General features: G+C 65.9%; 16 protein-coding genes and 1 tRNA gene. 4 read left to right on the top strand and 13 right to left on the bottom strand.

The window, feature by feature from the left end; all coding sequences use genetic code 11:
• Positions 1 to 119 precede the first annotated feature (119 nt).
• The 9 genes from AC13C7_RS11100 to AC13C7_RS11060 are packed head-to-tail and all read right to left on the bottom strand — an operon-like array spanning position 120 to position 8982.
• On the bottom strand, positions 120 to 1865 hold the full coding sequence (locus AC13C7_RS11100) for an ABC transporter ATP-binding protein (RefSeq protein WP_328700541.1): 1746 nt from the start codon (positions 1863 to 1865) through the stop codon (positions 120 to 122).
• A complete protein-coding gene (locus AC13C7_RS11095) occupies positions 1858 to 2592 on the bottom strand; it encodes a protein tyrosine phosphatase family protein (protein WP_446117930.1) in 735 nt (244 codons plus the stop codon). Before AC13C7_RS11095 ends, AC13C7_RS11100 begins: the two co-directional genes overlap by 8 nt.
• 51 nt (positions 2593 to 2643) lie before the next feature.
• Positions 2644 to 3576: an AEC family transporter gene (locus AC13C7_RS11090; RefSeq protein ID WP_482867516.1), complete on the bottom strand. Its 933-nt coding sequence runs from the start codon at positions 3574 to 3576 to the stop codon at positions 2644 to 2646.
• A 1-nt stretch (position 3577) separates the two neighbouring features.
• On the bottom strand, positions 3578 to 4375 hold the full coding sequence (locus AC13C7_RS11085; RefSeq protein ID WP_482867515.1) for an MBL fold metallo-hydrolase: 798 nt from the start codon (positions 4373 to 4375) through the stop codon (positions 3578 to 3580).
• Positions 4375 to 5166 (bottom strand): TatD family hydrolase, encoded by a 792-nt coding sequence (locus AC13C7_RS11080; protein ID WP_482867514.1) that lies wholly within the window; start codon positions 5164 to 5166, stop codon positions 4375 to 4377. Before AC13C7_RS11080 ends, AC13C7_RS11085 begins: the two co-directional genes overlap by 1 nt.
• Before the next feature lie 31 nt (positions 5167 to 5197).
• The gene (locus AC13C7_RS11075; protein ID WP_482867513.1) at positions 5198 to 6331 is read right to left on the bottom strand and encodes a DNA polymerase III subunit delta'; all 1134 of its coding nucleotides are present in this window, start codon (positions 6329 to 6331) and stop codon (positions 5198 to 5200) included.
• A complete protein-coding gene (tmk, locus tag AC13C7_RS11070; protein ID WP_482867512.1) occupies positions 6328 to 6939 on the bottom strand; it encodes a dTMP kinase in 612 nt (203 codons plus the stop codon). The genes AC13C7_RS11075 and tmk overlap by 4 nt, the downstream gene beginning before the upstream one ends.
• Positions 6940 to 6945: 6 nt before the next feature.
• Entirely contained in the window at positions 6946 to 8115 is a 1170-nt protein-coding gene (locus AC13C7_RS11065) for a D-alanyl-D-alanine carboxypeptidase family protein (RefSeq protein ID WP_482867511.1), read from the bottom strand.
• Positions 8116 to 8136: 21 nt separating this feature from the next.
• A complete protein-coding gene (locus AC13C7_RS11060; RefSeq protein ID WP_482867510.1) occupies positions 8137 to 8982 on the bottom strand; it encodes an SPOR domain-containing protein in 846 nt (281 codons plus the stop codon).
• 247 nt (positions 8983 to 9229) lie between these two features.
• Between AC13C7_RS11060 and AC13C7_RS11055 the strand changes: the two genes are divergently transcribed.
• Positions 9230 to 9319 (top strand) — tRNA-Ser (locus tag AC13C7_RS11055).
• Positions 9320 to 9499: 180 nt separating this feature from the next.
• Here AC13C7_RS11055 and AC13C7_RS11050 read toward each other — a convergent pair.
• The 4 genes from AC13C7_RS11050 to AC13C7_RS11035 form a co-directional block, all read right to left on the bottom strand.
• Entirely contained in the window at positions 9500 to 9832 is a 333-nt protein-coding gene (locus tag AC13C7_RS11050; protein WP_446119949.1) for a hypothetical protein, read from the bottom strand.
• 2 nt (positions 9833 to 9834) lie between these two features.
• A complete protein-coding gene (locus AC13C7_RS11045; RefSeq protein ID WP_482867509.1) occupies positions 9835 to 10761 on the bottom strand; it encodes a hypothetical protein in 927 nt (308 codons plus the stop codon).
• A 536-nt stretch (positions 10762 to 11297) separates the two neighbouring features.
• Positions 11298 to 12209, bottom strand: coding sequence for a sugar kinase (locus AC13C7_RS11040; RefSeq protein ID WP_482867508.1), 912 nt, complete (start codon positions 12207 to 12209; stop codon positions 11298 to 11300).
• 36 nt (positions 12210 to 12245) lie between these two features.
• The gene (locus AC13C7_RS11035; protein WP_482867507.1) at positions 12246 to 12623 is read right to left on the bottom strand and encodes an SDR family NAD(P)-dependent oxidoreductase; all 378 of its coding nucleotides are present in this window, start codon (positions 12621 to 12623) and stop codon (positions 12246 to 12248) included.
• On the opposite strand from AC13C7_RS11035, the gene AC13C7_RS11030 reads away from it, so the two are divergent.
• From AC13C7_RS11030 to ligD, 3 genes are all read left to right on the top strand, one after another.
• Positions 12589 to 13050, top strand: coding sequence for a 2,5-dihydroxypyridine 5,6-dioxygenase NicX family protein (locus tag AC13C7_RS11030; protein ID WP_482867506.1), 462 nt, complete (start codon positions 12589 to 12591; stop codon positions 13048 to 13050). The genes AC13C7_RS11035 and AC13C7_RS11030 overlap by 35 nt on opposite strands.
• Positions 13051 to 13127: 77 nt before the next feature.
• Positions 13128 to 13352 (top strand): hypothetical protein, encoded by a 225-nt coding sequence (locus AC13C7_RS11025; RefSeq protein ID WP_482867505.1) that lies wholly within the window; start codon positions 13128 to 13130, stop codon positions 13350 to 13352.
• On the top strand, positions 13349 to 15799 hold the full coding sequence (gene ligD, locus AC13C7_RS11020; RefSeq protein ID WP_482867504.1) for a DNA ligase D: 2451 nt from the start codon (positions 13349 to 13351) through the stop codon (positions 15797 to 15799). The genes AC13C7_RS11025 and ligD overlap by 4 nt, the downstream gene beginning before the upstream one ends.
• Positions 15800 to 15882: the final 83 nt, after the last annotated feature.

Below are 15882 nucleotides of genomic sequence, written 5' to 3'. Positions count from 1 at the left end.
ATTCGGGAAAAAACGTGATCAGGGGCCGGCAGGGGCGGCAGTTGTTGTAGAATAATGGTCTGCAAGGGGCTGAAACGGAACGGAAAACCCATATCGGCGGAAAGCCCCGCAGGTGGCCGTCAAAGGGGTGCGCTGAGGCCCGCGGACTGCAATTGGTTGAGCCGCGCATAGGCGCCCTTGCGCGCCATCAGCGCCTCGTGGGTGCCTTGCTCGATCACCGCGCCCTGGTCCATGACCACGATATGATCGGCGGCGCGGATGGTGGACAGGCGATGCGCGATCACCAAGGTGGTGCGTCCGGCGGAAAGGCGGCGCAGCGCCTCGTTCACCAGTTGCTCGGAGCGCGCGTCGAGGGCCGAGGTCGGCTCGTCCAGCAACAGGATCGGCGCATCGCGCAACATGGCGCGGGCGATGGCGACGCGCTGGCGTTGACCGCCCGAAAGCGATCCGCCGCGCGGGCCCACGGGTGTGTTCAGGCCAAGCGGCAAACCGTCCGCGAAATCCGTGACATGTGCGGCCTCGGCGGCGGCCTGTACCTGCGCATCCGTGGCGTCGAGGCGGCCAAGGCGGATGTTCTGCGCGATGGTCTCGTCAAACAGCGCGGTTTCCTGGCCGACCAGCGCGATGGCATTGCGCAGCTCTTCCAGATCGGCGGCGTCGATGGCGGTGCCCGCGATGCTGACCTCGCCCAGATCGGGGTCGATGAGGCGGGTCAGCAGCGAGAACACGGTGCTTTTGCCCGCGCCCGAGGGGCCGACAAGCGCGGTGGTCCTGCCTTCCTCGGCGGTCAGGTCAAAGCCGCGCAACACGGGCGTGTCGCCATAGGAAAAACTGACGGAATCGAAGCGAATATCACCGGATTTCAGGCGCTTGGGCGAGGCGGGCGGCAGGATCGTGGGCCGCGCCTCCAGCACCGAATAGAGCCGCTCCAGCGAGGCCAGCGCGGCCTGGATATGGCCCGAGACGGCAGAGAGGCGGCGCAGGGGGTCGAAGACCAGCGCCAGCGCGGTGAAGAAGGACATGAATTCGCCCACAGTCTTTTCGCCCGCGATGATCTGCTGGCCGCCATAGATCAGGACGGCGAAGAAGCCGATGGCGGCGATGACGTCGATCACGGCCGGATTGGCCGCCTTGCCGCGCTCGGCACGCAACTGGGCGTCGAGGAAACGGTCGACCTCCTGGTCGAAGCGGGTTGCCTCGTGATCTTCCAACCTGTTGACCTTGATGGAAATAATCCCGTGGAAGATCTCGTCAAGCTGCGTCGAGAGCCTTGCTGCCGCCTCGCGCGCGGCGCGGGTGGTCTTGCGGATCAGCTTTTGCAGCAGCGAGAGCGGCAGGATCAGGATCGGAACGCCCGCCAGCGCCAGCAGCGCCCAGGTCCAGTCCGAGATCAGCATCACCGTCAGAAGCGAGATCACCGAGATCGTGTCGCGCCCGATCGTCATCAGCGTGGCGCTTGCAACCCCTTGTAATGCTTGGGTATCCCCGCGAACACGCTCAATGAGCGATCCTGGCGCGTTGTCCTGGAAGAACCGCGCATCGAGGCTGAGGAGGTGGCCCAGAAGCCTCGTTTGCAGGGCCGTCGTCACCCGCAACCCGATGGTCACGATCAACACGCGCTGGCCAAAGCCCGAGATCGCGCGCAGGACGAAGATGCCCGAGATCGCCAGCGCGACCCAGGTGACGGCAGAGCTGTTTCCGTCAATGAAAACAAGGTCGAAAAGGGGCTGGATCAGGTAGGAAATCGCGCCCAGTGTGCTGCCTTCGATCACCATCAGGATGAAGGCCACGATCAGCAGGCGCCAGAACCCCACGACATGTTCGCGCCAGAGGCGGATCAGCAGGTTTTTCGACGGCTCACTCACGGCGCAGCATCCAGTCCAGCAGGCGATTCTTGACACGTTTGTCAGAAAAAACTGACTCAACTGTCCGGAAATCATACTCCGTGTCGACCCATTCGAGGAAATCGATCCCCGTCTCGGCCCGCGCCTTGGCATAGGCGGCGAGGAAGGCGTCGAGGATGCCGGTGCGCGAAATGGAAAGATGCGCGCGGGTCCAGTGCAACTGCCGCGCCGCCCGGGCCGGATCGCCGCCTTGCGACAGCAGGTAGAGGACCGAGGCCAGCCCGGCACGGTCGGCGCCGGATTTGCAATGGATGAAGACGGGCTTTTCGGCGGCCTCGATCAGGTCGAGGGCCGCGTGGATCTGCTCGGGCGTGGGGGCGGAGCTGGAATAGAGCCGCCCGTTGACCAGCGTGATGCCGTGTTGCGCGCAGGCCTCCTCCTCCAGCATGTAGCTGCCCCATTGATTGCGGCCACGGAAGTTGATGATGGTGCGGATGCCCATGCCGGCAAGTCCGGCGACATCCTCGGGCGACGGCTGATTGCCGCGCCAGATGCCGGGGGCAACCTCGCTGCGGTTCTTCCACAGCCGCCGGACAAAGCCGTGATCCCAGAAATTCATGTCATGGCGCGCGGCGCGGCGGGCGCCGGGCGCATCCAGATCGGCGCCGAAGCGCGCCCGCCACTCGGCCCGCCGGGCGCGCTGGCGGGCGCGGCGGGTGCGAAGGGCGGTGCGGATACGGTCGATCATGAAAACCCGGCAAGACGTTGCGGAAGGGGGTGAGATAGGGGCAGGGCGCGCTCAGGGCAACAGGTAAAGCCAGAAGGACGCGGTCAGCACGGTCAGCGCGGTGCCGATCAGCACCGCCGAGGCGGCGACACGGCGGGCGACACCATACATGTTGGCGAAGATGTAGGAATTGACGCCGGGGGCCATGGCCGCCGTGACCACCGCGCCGCGCAGTTGCGCATCGCTGATCTCCATCACGTAGCGGCCCATGCCATAGGCGATGGCGGGGTGCAGCATCAGCGACAGGATGCAGATGAAGGCGATGACCTTGGCGTCGCCCTCGGGGCGATAGCGGAAGAGGACGCCGCCGAGACCGAAGAGGGCCACCGGCAAGGCCGAGCGTGCCATGAGGTCGATCGCGTCGGTGGCGACCTCGGGCATGGGCAGGCCGGTCAGGTTGACGACAAAGCCCAGGCCCACACCGATCATCAGCGAGTTGCGGAACATCGCCCTGGCGACCGTGACCAGCACGCGCAGGGGGCTGCGACTGCGGGCCGAGACGGTCTCCATCACGGTGATGCCGACAAAGTAGCAAAACGCGGCATGGACCGAGACGATGGCATAGCTGGGTCCAAGCGATCCGGGACCGAAGGCGCTTTCCATCACGGGCAGGCCCAGGAGGACGGAATTGGCGAAGAGGCAGACGAAGCCGATGGCGACGGAATCGGTCCAGGGTCGGCCAAAGACATGCCGCGCGCCGAGCGTGCCGAGGGTAAAGCTGATCAGCGAGCCGGTATAGAACGAGACCAGCAGCGCCCATTCGAAATTCTGCCCAAGGTCCAGCGTCGAGATGGCGCGGAAAAGCAGGCTGGGAATGGCGAATTTCTGCGTGAAGACCATCAGCGCGTCGGTGCCCTCATCGCTGAAGAGGCCGCCCCAGACGGTCACATATCCCGCCCCCACGACAAGGAAGACCGGCAGCACGATAAGAAGCAGGTCGAGCATCTCAGGTCTCGATCTCGATCCGCATCCCGTCATAGGCGGGGGTCACGTGGGCGGGGGTTTCCGCCGCGACGGTTTCGTAATCGAGGTCATTGTGCATGTTGGTCAGCACGGCGCGGGCCGGGGCGATCTGCGCGATCCAGGTCAGCGTGTTGGCCAGGTGCGAATGCGACGGGTGCGGGTCGCGGCGCAGCGCGTCGACGATCCAGAGGTCGAGCCCCTGCAACGCGGCGCGGCTTTCGGGGTAGAGGTCGGAGACATCGGGCAGGTAGGCGACATCGCCGATGCGGTAGCCGAGGCTGTCGATATTGCCATGCTTGACGCGGAAGGGGGTCAAGGTAACGGGGCCGCCGGGGCCGTCGATGGCAATGTCGCCGCCGATCCCGTGCAGGTCCAGGATCGGTGGGTAATCCGATCCCTCGGGCTGTACGAAGGCATAGCCGAAACGCGAGATCAGGTCGTTCTGCGTTGCGCCATCGGCATAGACGGGCAGGCGCTTTCGCATATTGATCACGATCATGCGCAAATCGTCGAGGCCGTGGGTGTGATCGGCATGGGAATGGGTGTAGACGACGCCATGCAGCGCGCCGATACCGGCATCCAGGAGCTGCGCGCGCAGGTCGGGCGAGGTGTCGATCAGGACGGCTGTGGTGCCATCCTCGCCCATGCGCTCGATAAGCACGGAGCAGCGGCGACGGGTGTTCCTGGGGTTGGCCGGGTCGCAGGCGCCCCAATGGTTGCCGATGCGCGGGACACCGCCCGATGAACCGCAGCCGAGGATTGTGAAGCGAAGACGGGGCATTACGCGGCGGCCTTGGAAAAGAGGCGGTCGAAATTGCGGGTGGTCTGCGCGAAGAATTCTGCCGGGTCCACGCCAAAGGTCTCCGCCGCGCGGGTGGCGGTGAAGGCGGTATAGGCGGGCTCGTTCCGCTTGCCCCGGCGCGGCGGCGGCGCGAGGTAGGGCGCGTCGGTTTCGACAAGGATGCGGTCGAGCGGTGCGGCGGCGAAGATGTTGCGCAGCTCCTGCGATTTCGGGAAGGCGGTGATGCCGGACATGGAGAGGTAGAAGCCAAGCCCTAGGGCGGTTTCGGCGAGCGCCGCACCGGAGGAGAAGCAGTGCATGACGCAGGAGAACGCGCCCGCGCCATGTTCCTCGGTCAGGATGCGGGCCATATCGTCATCGGCGTCGCGGGCGTGGATGATCAGCGGCAGGCCGGTCTGGCGCGCGGCCTCGATATGGATGCGCAGGCTTTGCTGCTGCACGGGTTTGCTGTCGGCGGTGTAGTGATAGTCCAGCCCGGTTTCGCCGATGCCGACGAATTTGGGATGGTCGGCAAGGCTTACGAGGTCATCGACCGTGACCAGCGGCTCGCTGGCCGCACTCATCGGGTGGGTGCCTGCGGCCCAGAAGACGGGATCGTGTGCCTCGGCGATGGCGCGGACAGAACCGGCGTTCTTCAGCTTGGTGCAGATCGTGACCATTCGGGTGACGCCCGCCGCGACGGCGCGGTCGATCACCTGGGGCAATTCCTCGGCGAAATCGGGGAAATCCAGGTGGCAATGGCTGTCAACGATAGGCGGCAGGTCGGGCAACGGGGCTGTCCTTCGTGGCGGGGTGAACCGGTCAGAGGGGCAGACGCTCGGCGGTGCTGCCAATTCTCAGACACATATCAAGGATCAGCGCGGCAGGGTCAAGATTGACCGCCTTGCCGGCGCGGGCGCGTGCCGTCAGATCGGCGGCAAGATCGGCCCAGGCGCGGCCTGCGCCCATGTCGGGGGCGAGGCGGGTCAGCAGTTGCGTTTCATCGGGCAGGATCTCGGGCGGGGGCGATCCGGTGGCGCCGGTGCGGGCAAGCCGGGCCATGAAGCGGTCGATCAGGTCGAGGGTGAGGGTGAACCGGTCCTCGGCCCCGCGCGCGCCCGCGGATTGGCTGAGTTTCGCGGCGAGACCACGATCCAACCGGGGCAGAGTGGCGGCGAGGTTCAGGATCTCGGCATAGAGCGTCAGCCCCTCTTGCTGGATCAGCGCGACGGCCTCACCCACGGAGCCGCCCGCAAGCTCGGCCAGCCCCGCGTTTTCCGGCGCGTCGATGCCCGCCTGCCCAAGCGCGGCGCGCATGTCCTCGGCCCCGAGCGTGGCCAGGGGCAGCGTGCGGCAGCGCGAGCGGATCGTCGGCAGCAGGCGCGAGGGCTGGTGCGAGACCAGCAGCAGCGTGGCGCCCTTGGGCGGTTCCTCCAGCATTTTCAAGAGCGCATTGGCCGCACTCGGGTTCATCTCGTCGGCGGCATCGACGATGACCACGCGGCGGCCCCCATCGGCGGCGGACATGCCGAAGAACGGGTGCAGCTTGCGCACCTCCTCGACCGTGATGACGGTCTTCAGCTTGGCGGTCTTCACGTCCCAGGGGCGGCGCAAAAGAAAGAGGCGCGGCTCGGTCATGGCGTGGATGTGATGCGCGACGGGGTGGTTGGCGGGGATGTCGAGGGTGTCCGGTTTCGGGGCGGCAAAGAGCGCGTCGGCCTGACCCTCGGGGGTGGCCAGAAGAAACCGCGCGATGCGCCAGGCCAGCGTGGCCTTGCCGACGCCCTTGGGGCCCGTGAGCAGCCAGGCGTGGTGCATCCGGCCTGAATTGAAGGCGTCGAGGGTGGTGGTTTCGGCAATCTCCTGCCCGAACAGGCGCTGCGTCTCACGCGGATGCGGGGCACCGGGGGCACGATCGGCCTCGGGGACGGCTTCCATCTCGCCAAGCGTGCTCATGTCAGGCGGTCCAGGACGAGGGCGCGGATATCGGCGGCGATGGCGTCGGCCTCCCGGCCCGCGTTGATGACGTGGCAGCGGGCGGGGAATTCGTCGGCCAAGGAGAGGAAGCCCGCGCGCAAGGCTTGCTGGAAGGGCAGGCCGAACTCCTCGAACCGGTCCTCGCCGGAGCTGCGGGCGAGGCCGCGGGTCAGGGCGGCCGCAGGGTCCATGTCGAGGATCAGGGTCAGGTCGGGCTCCACCCCGATGGCGGCCTTGTGGATGGCATCGGCAAAGCCGCGCAGGTCGCCGCGTGTGGCGCCCTGGTAGACGCGGGTGGAATCGGCGAAGCGGTCGGTGATGACGATCTTGCCTGCCTCAAGCGAGGGGCGGATCGTGCGTTCCAGATGGTCGCGGCGGGCGGCGTTGAAGAGCAGCGTTTCCGTCTCCGGCGACCAGCGCTCGGGGTCGCCTTCGACCAGCAGGCGGCGGATTTCCTCGGCCCCCGGCGCGCCACCCGGTTCGCGGGTCTGCACCACGTCATGCCCGGCCGCGCGCAGGGTATCCGCCAGCCGCGTTGCCTGCGTGCTCTTGCCCGAGCCGTCGATCCCTTCGAGGGAGAGGAACATATGCGGTCAGCCCGCGGCCAGAGTATTGGTGCCGTTGCGGATCATCTGCATGACCTGGTCCGCGGCGGTGCGCAGGCGGTCCATGAACCCGGCCATGCCGACGCTTTCCGCAGCCAGGAGCGGCACGGTGCGATCCTCGAACCCTTCGACCCGGATCACCAGGTAGCCCAGTTCCTGACCCTCGGCGATGGGCGCGGGGATCGGGCCGGTAAAGACTGCCTCGGCCTCGACCCCGTCGTCGATCAGGGCGGGCAGCAGCATGGTTACACCCGCGGCGGTTTCGAGGCCCACGGTGGCGGCATTGCCCAGGAACACCTCCGCCTCGGTCACAAGGGTGCCGGGCGCCACGACCTCACGCTCGGCGAACTGGCGGAACGACCAGTTGACGATGCGCTCGGCCTCGCGCGCGCGCGCCTCGGCGCTGGGCAGACCGGCAATCACGAAGGTCACGCGGCGGTCGCCCTGCTGCGCGGATCCGACCAGGCCGTAGCCCGCGGCCTCGGTATGCCCGGTCTTGAGCCCGTCGGCCCCGATCCCCAGCGCCAGCAGCGGGTTGCGGTTGAAGCGGTTGTCGGGCGCGCGGCCGTCAAAGGCAAATTCGGTCTCGGCGAAATAGGGGTAATATTGCGGGAACTCGGTGATCAGCCGTTGGGCCAGGATGCCCAGGTCGCGCACCGACATGACATGGCCGAGCTCGGGCCAGCCATTGGAATTGCGGAAGGTGGAATTCATCATCCCCAACTGGCGCGCGCGCTGCGTCATCAGGTCGGCGAAGCCTGCTTCGGTGCCATCGGGGCTGAGCGCCTCGGCCAGCACCGCGCTGGCGTCATTGCCCGACAGCACGATGACCCCGCGCAGGAGATCCTCGACGCTGACCCGGTCGCGGGTGGTAAGGAACATGGTCGAGCCGCCGTAATCCATCGCCTCCTGGCTTACGGGAAGCATCGTGTCCAGCGTAAGGCGGCCATCCTCCAGAGCCTCGAACACCATGTTGATGGTCATCAGCTTGGACATGGAGGCGGGCGGCAGCGGCACATCGGCATCGACATCCAGCAGCACCTGACCGGTATTGTGGTCGATCACATAGGCGGCGCTGGCCTGGGTCTCGAAGGCATGAAGGGGGGCGGCCAGAAGGCCGAGGAAGAGGGTAAGGGCGAGGCTGAGGCGTGTGAACATGGGGCGCGTGTCTTTCGCGGATCAGTTGGTGACGAAATAGGCGTCGGTAAAGCCGAGGCCGCGCACGGAGTCCAGCAGTTGCGCGCGTTCCGACGCGGTGGCGGCGGGGCCGACCACGACGCGCCAGAAATCCCGGCCCGAAGAGGTCTGCTCATGAACCGTGGGCACCATGCCGGCCTGCCGCATCATGTCGGCAGTGTTGTCGGCATTGGCCTCGACACTGAAGATGCCGATCTGGATATAGGGACGGTCGAGGGAACTGGCCTGCGGCGCGGGGCCGGCGGGGGCATCGGCCTCGGCGGCGTCGATCGCGGCGGCTGCGGCGGCGATAGGATCGTCCAGCGAGGTGGTGGCGATGTCGCCGGTGGCGGCGGTGTCCTCGGACGGGCCGTCCTCGGGGTCCGTTTCCGCCACTTCCTCGCGCCTGAGCGCGGTGACGTTGAGCGAGACCGGCGAACCCGCCACCATGTTGAGCGCGTCTGCGGCATCCGAGGAGACCTGCAACGTCGGGCCGGGGGTCTCCCGTTCGCGCCGGAAAAGCGCGCCGATGACGAAACGGCCGTTTTCCTCGTTGCGGATGATGACGCGTTCGGGGTCGCTGGCCTCGGGGCTCGCGACCCAGACCCCGCCGAGCGACGGGCGACCGTCCCAGAGCCCCTCATCGGTGACCTGGAACACCTCGGGCGCCTCGACATCGCGTTCGACCAGCCGGGTGGAACTGGCCCGCGTCGGCGTGTCGGAGCTGCCCGCGCCCGCGCCCGCGCCGAAGGGCAGTTGCAGCCCGCCCTCGCAAGCCGCAAGGGTCAGGGCCAGGGTCAGGACAAAGGCAACGCGGCCCGTCCGGCATGTGAGTGCGTGAATATTCATTGCTCGATTTCCCCTGCTCGGGACGCGGGCCGTGCATCTGTTCCCGATGCCGCGCGCCCCATGCCCTGCCATAGCGTTTGGAGGGCCCGTGCCCCCGGACCCTTTGCGAGAAAGGATACGTGCTATGGCGCGCCACTGCAAACCCCTCATGCGCAGATCGGCAACAACCTGCGGTTTCAGGGGCGGCTGGGGGCGGGCGACGGGGCCACTTTCAGAATCGAACCGGGGCGGGTAAGGGGCAGAGGCCGGAGGAGTGGCAGAGTGGTCGATTGCACCGGTCTTGAAAACCGGCGTGCGTGAGAGCGTACCGTGGGTTCGAATCCCACCTCCTCCGCCATTATCCTCATTGCGAACCAGTGACACCGCCCTGACGGGCACGGATTTTTCCGTGTTATCAAAGGGGTTTGCGTGAACAGACCGAACCTCATAGACGAGCGGCATGGCCAAAGCTGGGCTCAGAATGGCCCTCAATCTCAGTTTGGGCGAACCTCGCCCTTTGCGGTTCGGCCCACTTTTCTTACGCTTTTTCAATGACCTGACTTCGAACCCCGCCAAAACCCAAACGCGCGTTCCGAACGATATCCATGCCAACGGAGATCGAACACGCGGTAGCCTTTGTATCGGTGTCCGCGCTGGCGCAGTAGTGGGCCAGCGTGTCGCGCAGGATCCGCGCCGTCTCGCGTTGCTGGTCGTTGATGTGGCGCAGGCTTTCGAGCGGGGAGGCCGTGCCGGAAATCGGATCCAGCCCGTAATCGTTCTGGAGTTGACGGGTGAATTCCTCTTCCAGCGTGCGGCGGGCATCGGTGACGAAGCGCTGGAGGCGGTTGCGGGTGGACTGATCAAACGCCATCCTTACTCCTCACTGCCGAAGCTGAATGAGACTTCGATCTCGTCGTAAAGCGCGAGCTGGGCTTTGATCTCGTTGAGTTTGAGGATGAGGGCATCCAGGTCGGCAGCCGTTGTCATTTTTGTGGGCACAGAAATCGCCTGCTCGAACTTGGCCGGGCCCTTCTTGCCCTTTTCAGCGCGCTCGTCCTCGATCCGCTGGCGGATGCGTTCCTGGCCTTGTCGTTGAATCGAGCGCCGGAGCTCGTCAATCGTGCTGCTGATGTCATAGTCACGGGCAAGCAGCTTGCGCAGGCCCGCAAGGTCGTGGGGCGCCGTCAGTTCAAGACCGTCCAGCTGGCCGATGGCGCTGCCGCGCTCTTCCTGGGTCAACTCTCCCCATTCAGGCACGCGTTGAAGCTCTTCCGCACCTTCCTTGATGCGTAGTTTTTGCTGGTCTGAAAGCGAGATCACCGCCTCACGGACGCGGCCTTTGACGTGCGTGAGCAAGGAGCTGAAGTCCGCGCTATGCTTGAAGAAATCCTCGGTCTTGAGGCGCTCGGAGAGTGCCGACAGGTCTTCGCTTAGCTCGTTTCGCAGTTCACCCGGCACGCCTGTATCCGGGAGCGCTTCGATATCTTGGCGGTGCGACTGAAGTTCGCGCAGGGTTCCATCAAGGCCATTGTCCAACGCACGCTTTACCTCGAGTGCCCATTTGAGATTGTCGGAGAGAGCAGATGTCTCCGCGCCGAGGCGTTGTGGCGCGTCTGACGCGTCGGTGAACATGACGTCCGCGAGCTCCTGGTTCATCACTCGGACACGGTCGCCGCCAGCAAGCCCCAAACCGCCGAGCTTCTCTCCCAACGAGCCGTAATCGTGTTGGAAGCGTGGGAAATGCTTGACGGCGGCTTTGCTGATTTCCTGTTCAAGCGGAATGACAATGTCGCCGATCAACTCGGTTATGATCCCGAGGCGTTGGCCCGGCTGATCCGTGGTCTTTCTACATGATCCCTGTTCCGGCGCATGCGAAGTTTGCAGAAATTCGCCTCCGTGCACGCCTCGGTTACCAACCACTTCAACCAGGAACGCAGTCTCTCCAGCCGGCCCCACTTCAAGCTGAACCGAGCCGCCGCTCTCGTCGAGTGGCGCGGCCTTTGCGCTGCAAAAGCGGCAGCGTCACTGTCCTAGCTGAGACTGGTTCGAATTCGTCTAGCAGCACCGCCTCTTGCCCCCGCGAAAGCGTTCTCCCCATCCGGCTGCGACCGGATTTTCTTGTAGTTTCCGAAGGCGATAGCGAACAGCGCGGATGTGTCACTTACGCATGATCGAGCGCCTGGGTGATTGGCAAGCTCGGCGGCGACCCCGTCGGTTTCATGGCCGGTTCTGCCGACCATGCCGACGACCTCGAGCCCGGCGGCGCGGAAGGCTGCGCTGGGACCGTGACCGACGACGCCGGGCCATGGTTCTTGGCCTTCAGGCCCTATACCACCTCAACCATCCACCCGCGCCGGATCGACTGGCACCAGGGCGCCGCGTCCCTGCACGACCTGTCCGGCAAGGCGGCAGGCGCGGGCGATGCTGGCCTCCATCGGGCTGTCATCGGCGATCCCGGCCAGGATCGCGGCATTGAAACTGTCGCCTGCCGCCGTGGTGTCGATGACGGAGGAGAGCGGCGGCACCGGATACGTGCCCTGCGCGTCGCCTTGTCTGTAATGCACCGGATCGGACCCGTTCTTGACCACCACGGTTTCGGCCCCTGCAGCGGTGTAGCGGTCGGCCGTGGCCTCAGGATCGGCATCGTCGAACCAGCGGGCCTCGTCCTCGAAGGAGGGCAGGGCGATGTCGCAGATGGCGGCCCCTTGCATGATCGTCTCGGTCATCTCTCCCATGTCGGACCAGAGCCGGGGGCGGAGGTTGGGATCAAACGCGATGCGCTTGCCCGCCGCGCGCGCGGTCCGCAGGGCATCGAGCAGGGTCTTGCGCGCCTCGGGGGCGAGGATGGCAAGGGTAATGCCCGAAAAATAGACCAGATCGGCCTCCTCCATCGCACGGGCCAGCGCCGCCGCGTCATTGGCCAGCAGCCGCGCGGCGGAGTGGTCGCGCCAATAGGAGAAACTTCGCTCGCCATCGGTCAGCGTGATCAGGTAGAGGCCGACGGTTCGGTCAGGGACAGTGCGGATATGATCGGTGCCGATCCCGCAGCCCGCGACGGCCTCGCGCAGTTGCCGCGAAATGGCATCCGTCCCGATCGCGGTCTGGAACGAGACCGCCATATCCGGGCGTAGCCGGGCCAAATACCAGGCGGTGTTGAACGTATCGCCCGCAAAGCCCAGGCGGTAATTGCCCGGAGCCTCTGCCGGGGCAAGCTCGGCCATGCATTCGCCAATCGCCAGAACGCGCATCTCGACATGCCTTCCGTTAGTTTCAGGGTCCGGGTTTCACGAAAACAGCATTCCGCCATTGATGTCGATATTGGCCCCGGTGATGAAGGCGGAATCGTCACAGGCCAGGAACAGGACCAGGTTGGCGGCATCCTCGGGCACGCCCTGGCGTTTGACCGGGGCGGCGGCCTCGAAGCCCTTGCGGGCTGCGTCGGGCGTGTGGATGTTGTAGAAATCGGTGTCGATCATGCCGGGGCAGAGCGCGTTGACCCGGATCGCCGGACCCAGTTCCTTGGCCAGCCCCCGCGTCATCGTCATCACCGCCCGCCGATGTTCCAACGACATCTCGGCAATGGGTTTGCGCACGACGAGGCCCCCGGCACTGTTCACCAGAACGTCGATGCCGCCGAATTCCGAGACGGTCGCCGCGACCACGGAAGGCGTGCTGGTGCTTGATCCCGGCGATTGCAACTTCTCGCTCGCCCGTCATATCGACCGCCCGGTGCGCATCACGTTTGAAAAGGGCCGCGCCACGGCAATAGAGGGCGGGCTTGATGCCATGCTGATCCGCGAGGCGCTGCGCGGGGCGGGGGATGAGGGGGCGTGGAATGCCGGTCACATCGCCTGGGGGCTGGACCCCCGAGCGCTCTGGACGCAGCCGATTTCGCAGACCCCTGACACCGGCGGCGGCGCGGATATCGAGAGCTTTCGCGGCGCGGTCCAGGTCCAGCTTGGCAGCAATGACGATGTCGCCTTTGGCGGCAGTAACAGTAGCCGCGCCCATCTGGGCCTCTGCCTGCGCGGGGCGTCCCTCTTTCTCGACGATGACCCGGTCGTTCTGGACGGCGACTTGCACGCCTGACCGCCTGCTGGCCCGGAACCCGCCGTGGGCGTTCGACGTTCAGTCAGTGGACCGGGACGGCGGAAGGATCATGAGCCATGGCATCGAGGGCGATCTGGAAAGGGCAACTCAGGCTGTCGCTGGTCTCGATCCCGGTTGGACGCGACAATATCACGAAAGGCGATGTCTCCGACGACGCGGAATACGTCTTGCCGGGGACCGGCGACGATGACCGACCAGAAGGCGAGAATGTCGTCGACCTGATGGATGCGCTGAAGATAAGCCTCAAGCAGAGCAAGGGCGGGAAGAAGAAAGCCTCATGAGATCGCTGGACGCATATGAGAAGAAGCGCGATTTCGACGTGACGCCCGAGCCGCGCGCGGAGCTGGTCGAGGCGGGCGGCGACCGGCTGTCCTTCGTGGTTCAGAAACACGACGCCAGCCGGTTGCACTATGATTTCCGGCTGGAATGGAACGGCGTGCTGCTGTCCTGGGCGGTGACCAAGGGCCCCTCCGACGACCCGTCCGAAAAGCGCCTGTCGGTCCGCACCGAGGATCACCCCGTTTCCTATGGCGGGTTCGAGGGCACCATCCCCGAAGAGGAATATGGCGGCGGCACCGTGATGCTGTGGGATAGCGGCTGGTGGGAGCCTCTGCACGATCCCGAGGAGGGGCTCAAGGAAGGCAAGCTGCATTTCCGGCTGCACGGCGCGCGGATGAAGGGCGGTTGGGCGCTGGTGCGGATGAATACCGACGGAGACAAGCGCGAGAACTGGCTGTTGATCAAGGAACGCGACGATTTCGCGGGGCGCAGCGCCGATGCGCTGACCAACAAGCACCGCACCAGCGTCACCACCGGGCGCGGGATGCGGGCGATCGCCCACGATCACGCGAACCACAACCCCGCCGAACACGACAAGAAACGCCCGAGGTTTCGCAAGGTCCAGCTTGCCGCGCTCAAGGATGCCCCGCCCGAGGGCGCGGACTGGCAGCATGATGCCAAATTCGACGGCTACCGCTGTGTCATCGCGGTCGGCAAGGGCGGTGTGCGGCTCTATTCGCGCAACGGCAAGGACTGGTCGGACCGCTTCGGCGCGCTCTGCGACGCGGTGGCGGCGCTGGACTGCGGATCGGCGCTGATCGACGGCGAGGTGATCGCGGGCGGCGGGGGCGGCGATTTCTCGACCCTGCAAAAGGCGCTGAAATCGGGCGATCCGCTGACCTTCTACGCCTTCGACTGCCTTGTGCGGGACGGCGACGACCTGACCGGAAAGCCGCTTTCAGACCGGCGTGCGGCGCTGGAAGACCTGTTCGAGGGCTTGGCCCCACGCGGCCCCCTGCGCCTCAGCCCGGTGATCGAGGGCGAGGGCCGCGCCGCGCTCAAGGCGATGTGCGAGGCGGGCGGCGAGGGGATCGTGTCGAAGCGTCTCGACGCGCCCTATCGCGGCGGGCGGGGCCGCGCCTGGATCAAGTCCAAATGCGTCCGCCGGGCCGAGTTCGTGGTCGCGGGCTGGTCGCCCTCGGACAAAGCAGGCCGTCCGTTTTCCTCCTTGATTCTGGGCAGTTATGAGGGCGGCGACCTCGTCTATCGCGGTCGGGTCGGCGCCGGATTCGACGAGGAGGATCTCGAGAGCCTGCACGCCGCGCTGAAGCCGCTGGCGCGCAAGACCGCGCCCTTTGACGGCGAGTTGCCTGCCGAGGCAAAGGGTGCAAAATGGGTGACGCCCAAGCTGGTCGTCGAGGCCGAATATACCGAATTTACCAGCGAAGGCCGGATCCGCCACGGCGTCTACCAGGGCCTGCGCGAGGACAAGGAGGCCGAAGAGGTGAGTGCAAAGGCGGAAGCCGAGACAGAGACGCGCGAGGAAGATGGCGGCGCGCGCGAGATCGGCGGCGTCCGCGTCTCCAGCACGGGCCGCGAGGTCTACCCGGAGGCGGGCCTGACAAAGGGCGACGTGGCAGACTACTATGCGAAACTGGCCGACCGGATGCTGGTCCATGCGGGCGACCGGCCCTTGTCGCTGCTGCGCTGCCCTGACGGCATCTCGGGCGAGTGCTTTTTCCAGAAACATGCCGGCAAGGGCTTCCCGGACGGAGTCAAATCCATGCCGATCGAGGAAAAGGACGGCGAGACCGAGGATTACATCTATGTCTCGACGAAGGAGGGGCTGATCGGCGCGGCGCAAATGGGCACACTGGAGTTTCACATCTGGGGGGCCGCGCGCGACAGGATAGAGCGGCCCGACCGCATGGTCTTCGATCTCGATCCCGATGAGGGGTTGGATTTTGCCGATGTGAAATCCGCCGCGCAGGAGGTGCGCGAGGGGCTTGTGGCCTGCGGACTGGACTGCGTGCCGATGGTGACTGGCGGCAAGGGCGTGCATGTCATCGTGCCGCTGCGGCGCATCTCGGGTTGGGACACGGTCAAGTATTTCGCCCGCACGCTGGCCCGGATCCTCGCCGATCGCGCGCCCGACAGATACACCGCGACGATGTCGAAGTCGAAACGCGAGGGGCGCGTCTTCATCGACTGGCTGCGCAATGAACGCGGGGCAACGGCCATCGCGCCCTATTCGCTGCGCGCCCGCCCCGGTGCCGCCATCGCGGTGCCCGTGACGTGGAAGGAACTGGACGCGCTGGACCGGCCCGACGGCTTCCATATCGGTGACATTGCCGACCGCCTCACGCGGGCCTGCCCGTTGGAGGGCACAACCCCGCGCGGCATCGGCAAGCAGGCGGTCGAGGCGCTTGAAGACTGGTCGGCCAGTTGACATGGGCGTGATCGGCTATTGGCAAGCCGCATGGTTTGGCCCCATCTAACCGGTAACGCAAGTGCAAGATATCGAAGGGGACA

Source organism: Alterinioella sp. B-7 (assembly GCF_056857775.1).
This window is presented reverse-complemented; position numbering and strand designations above follow the sequence as displayed.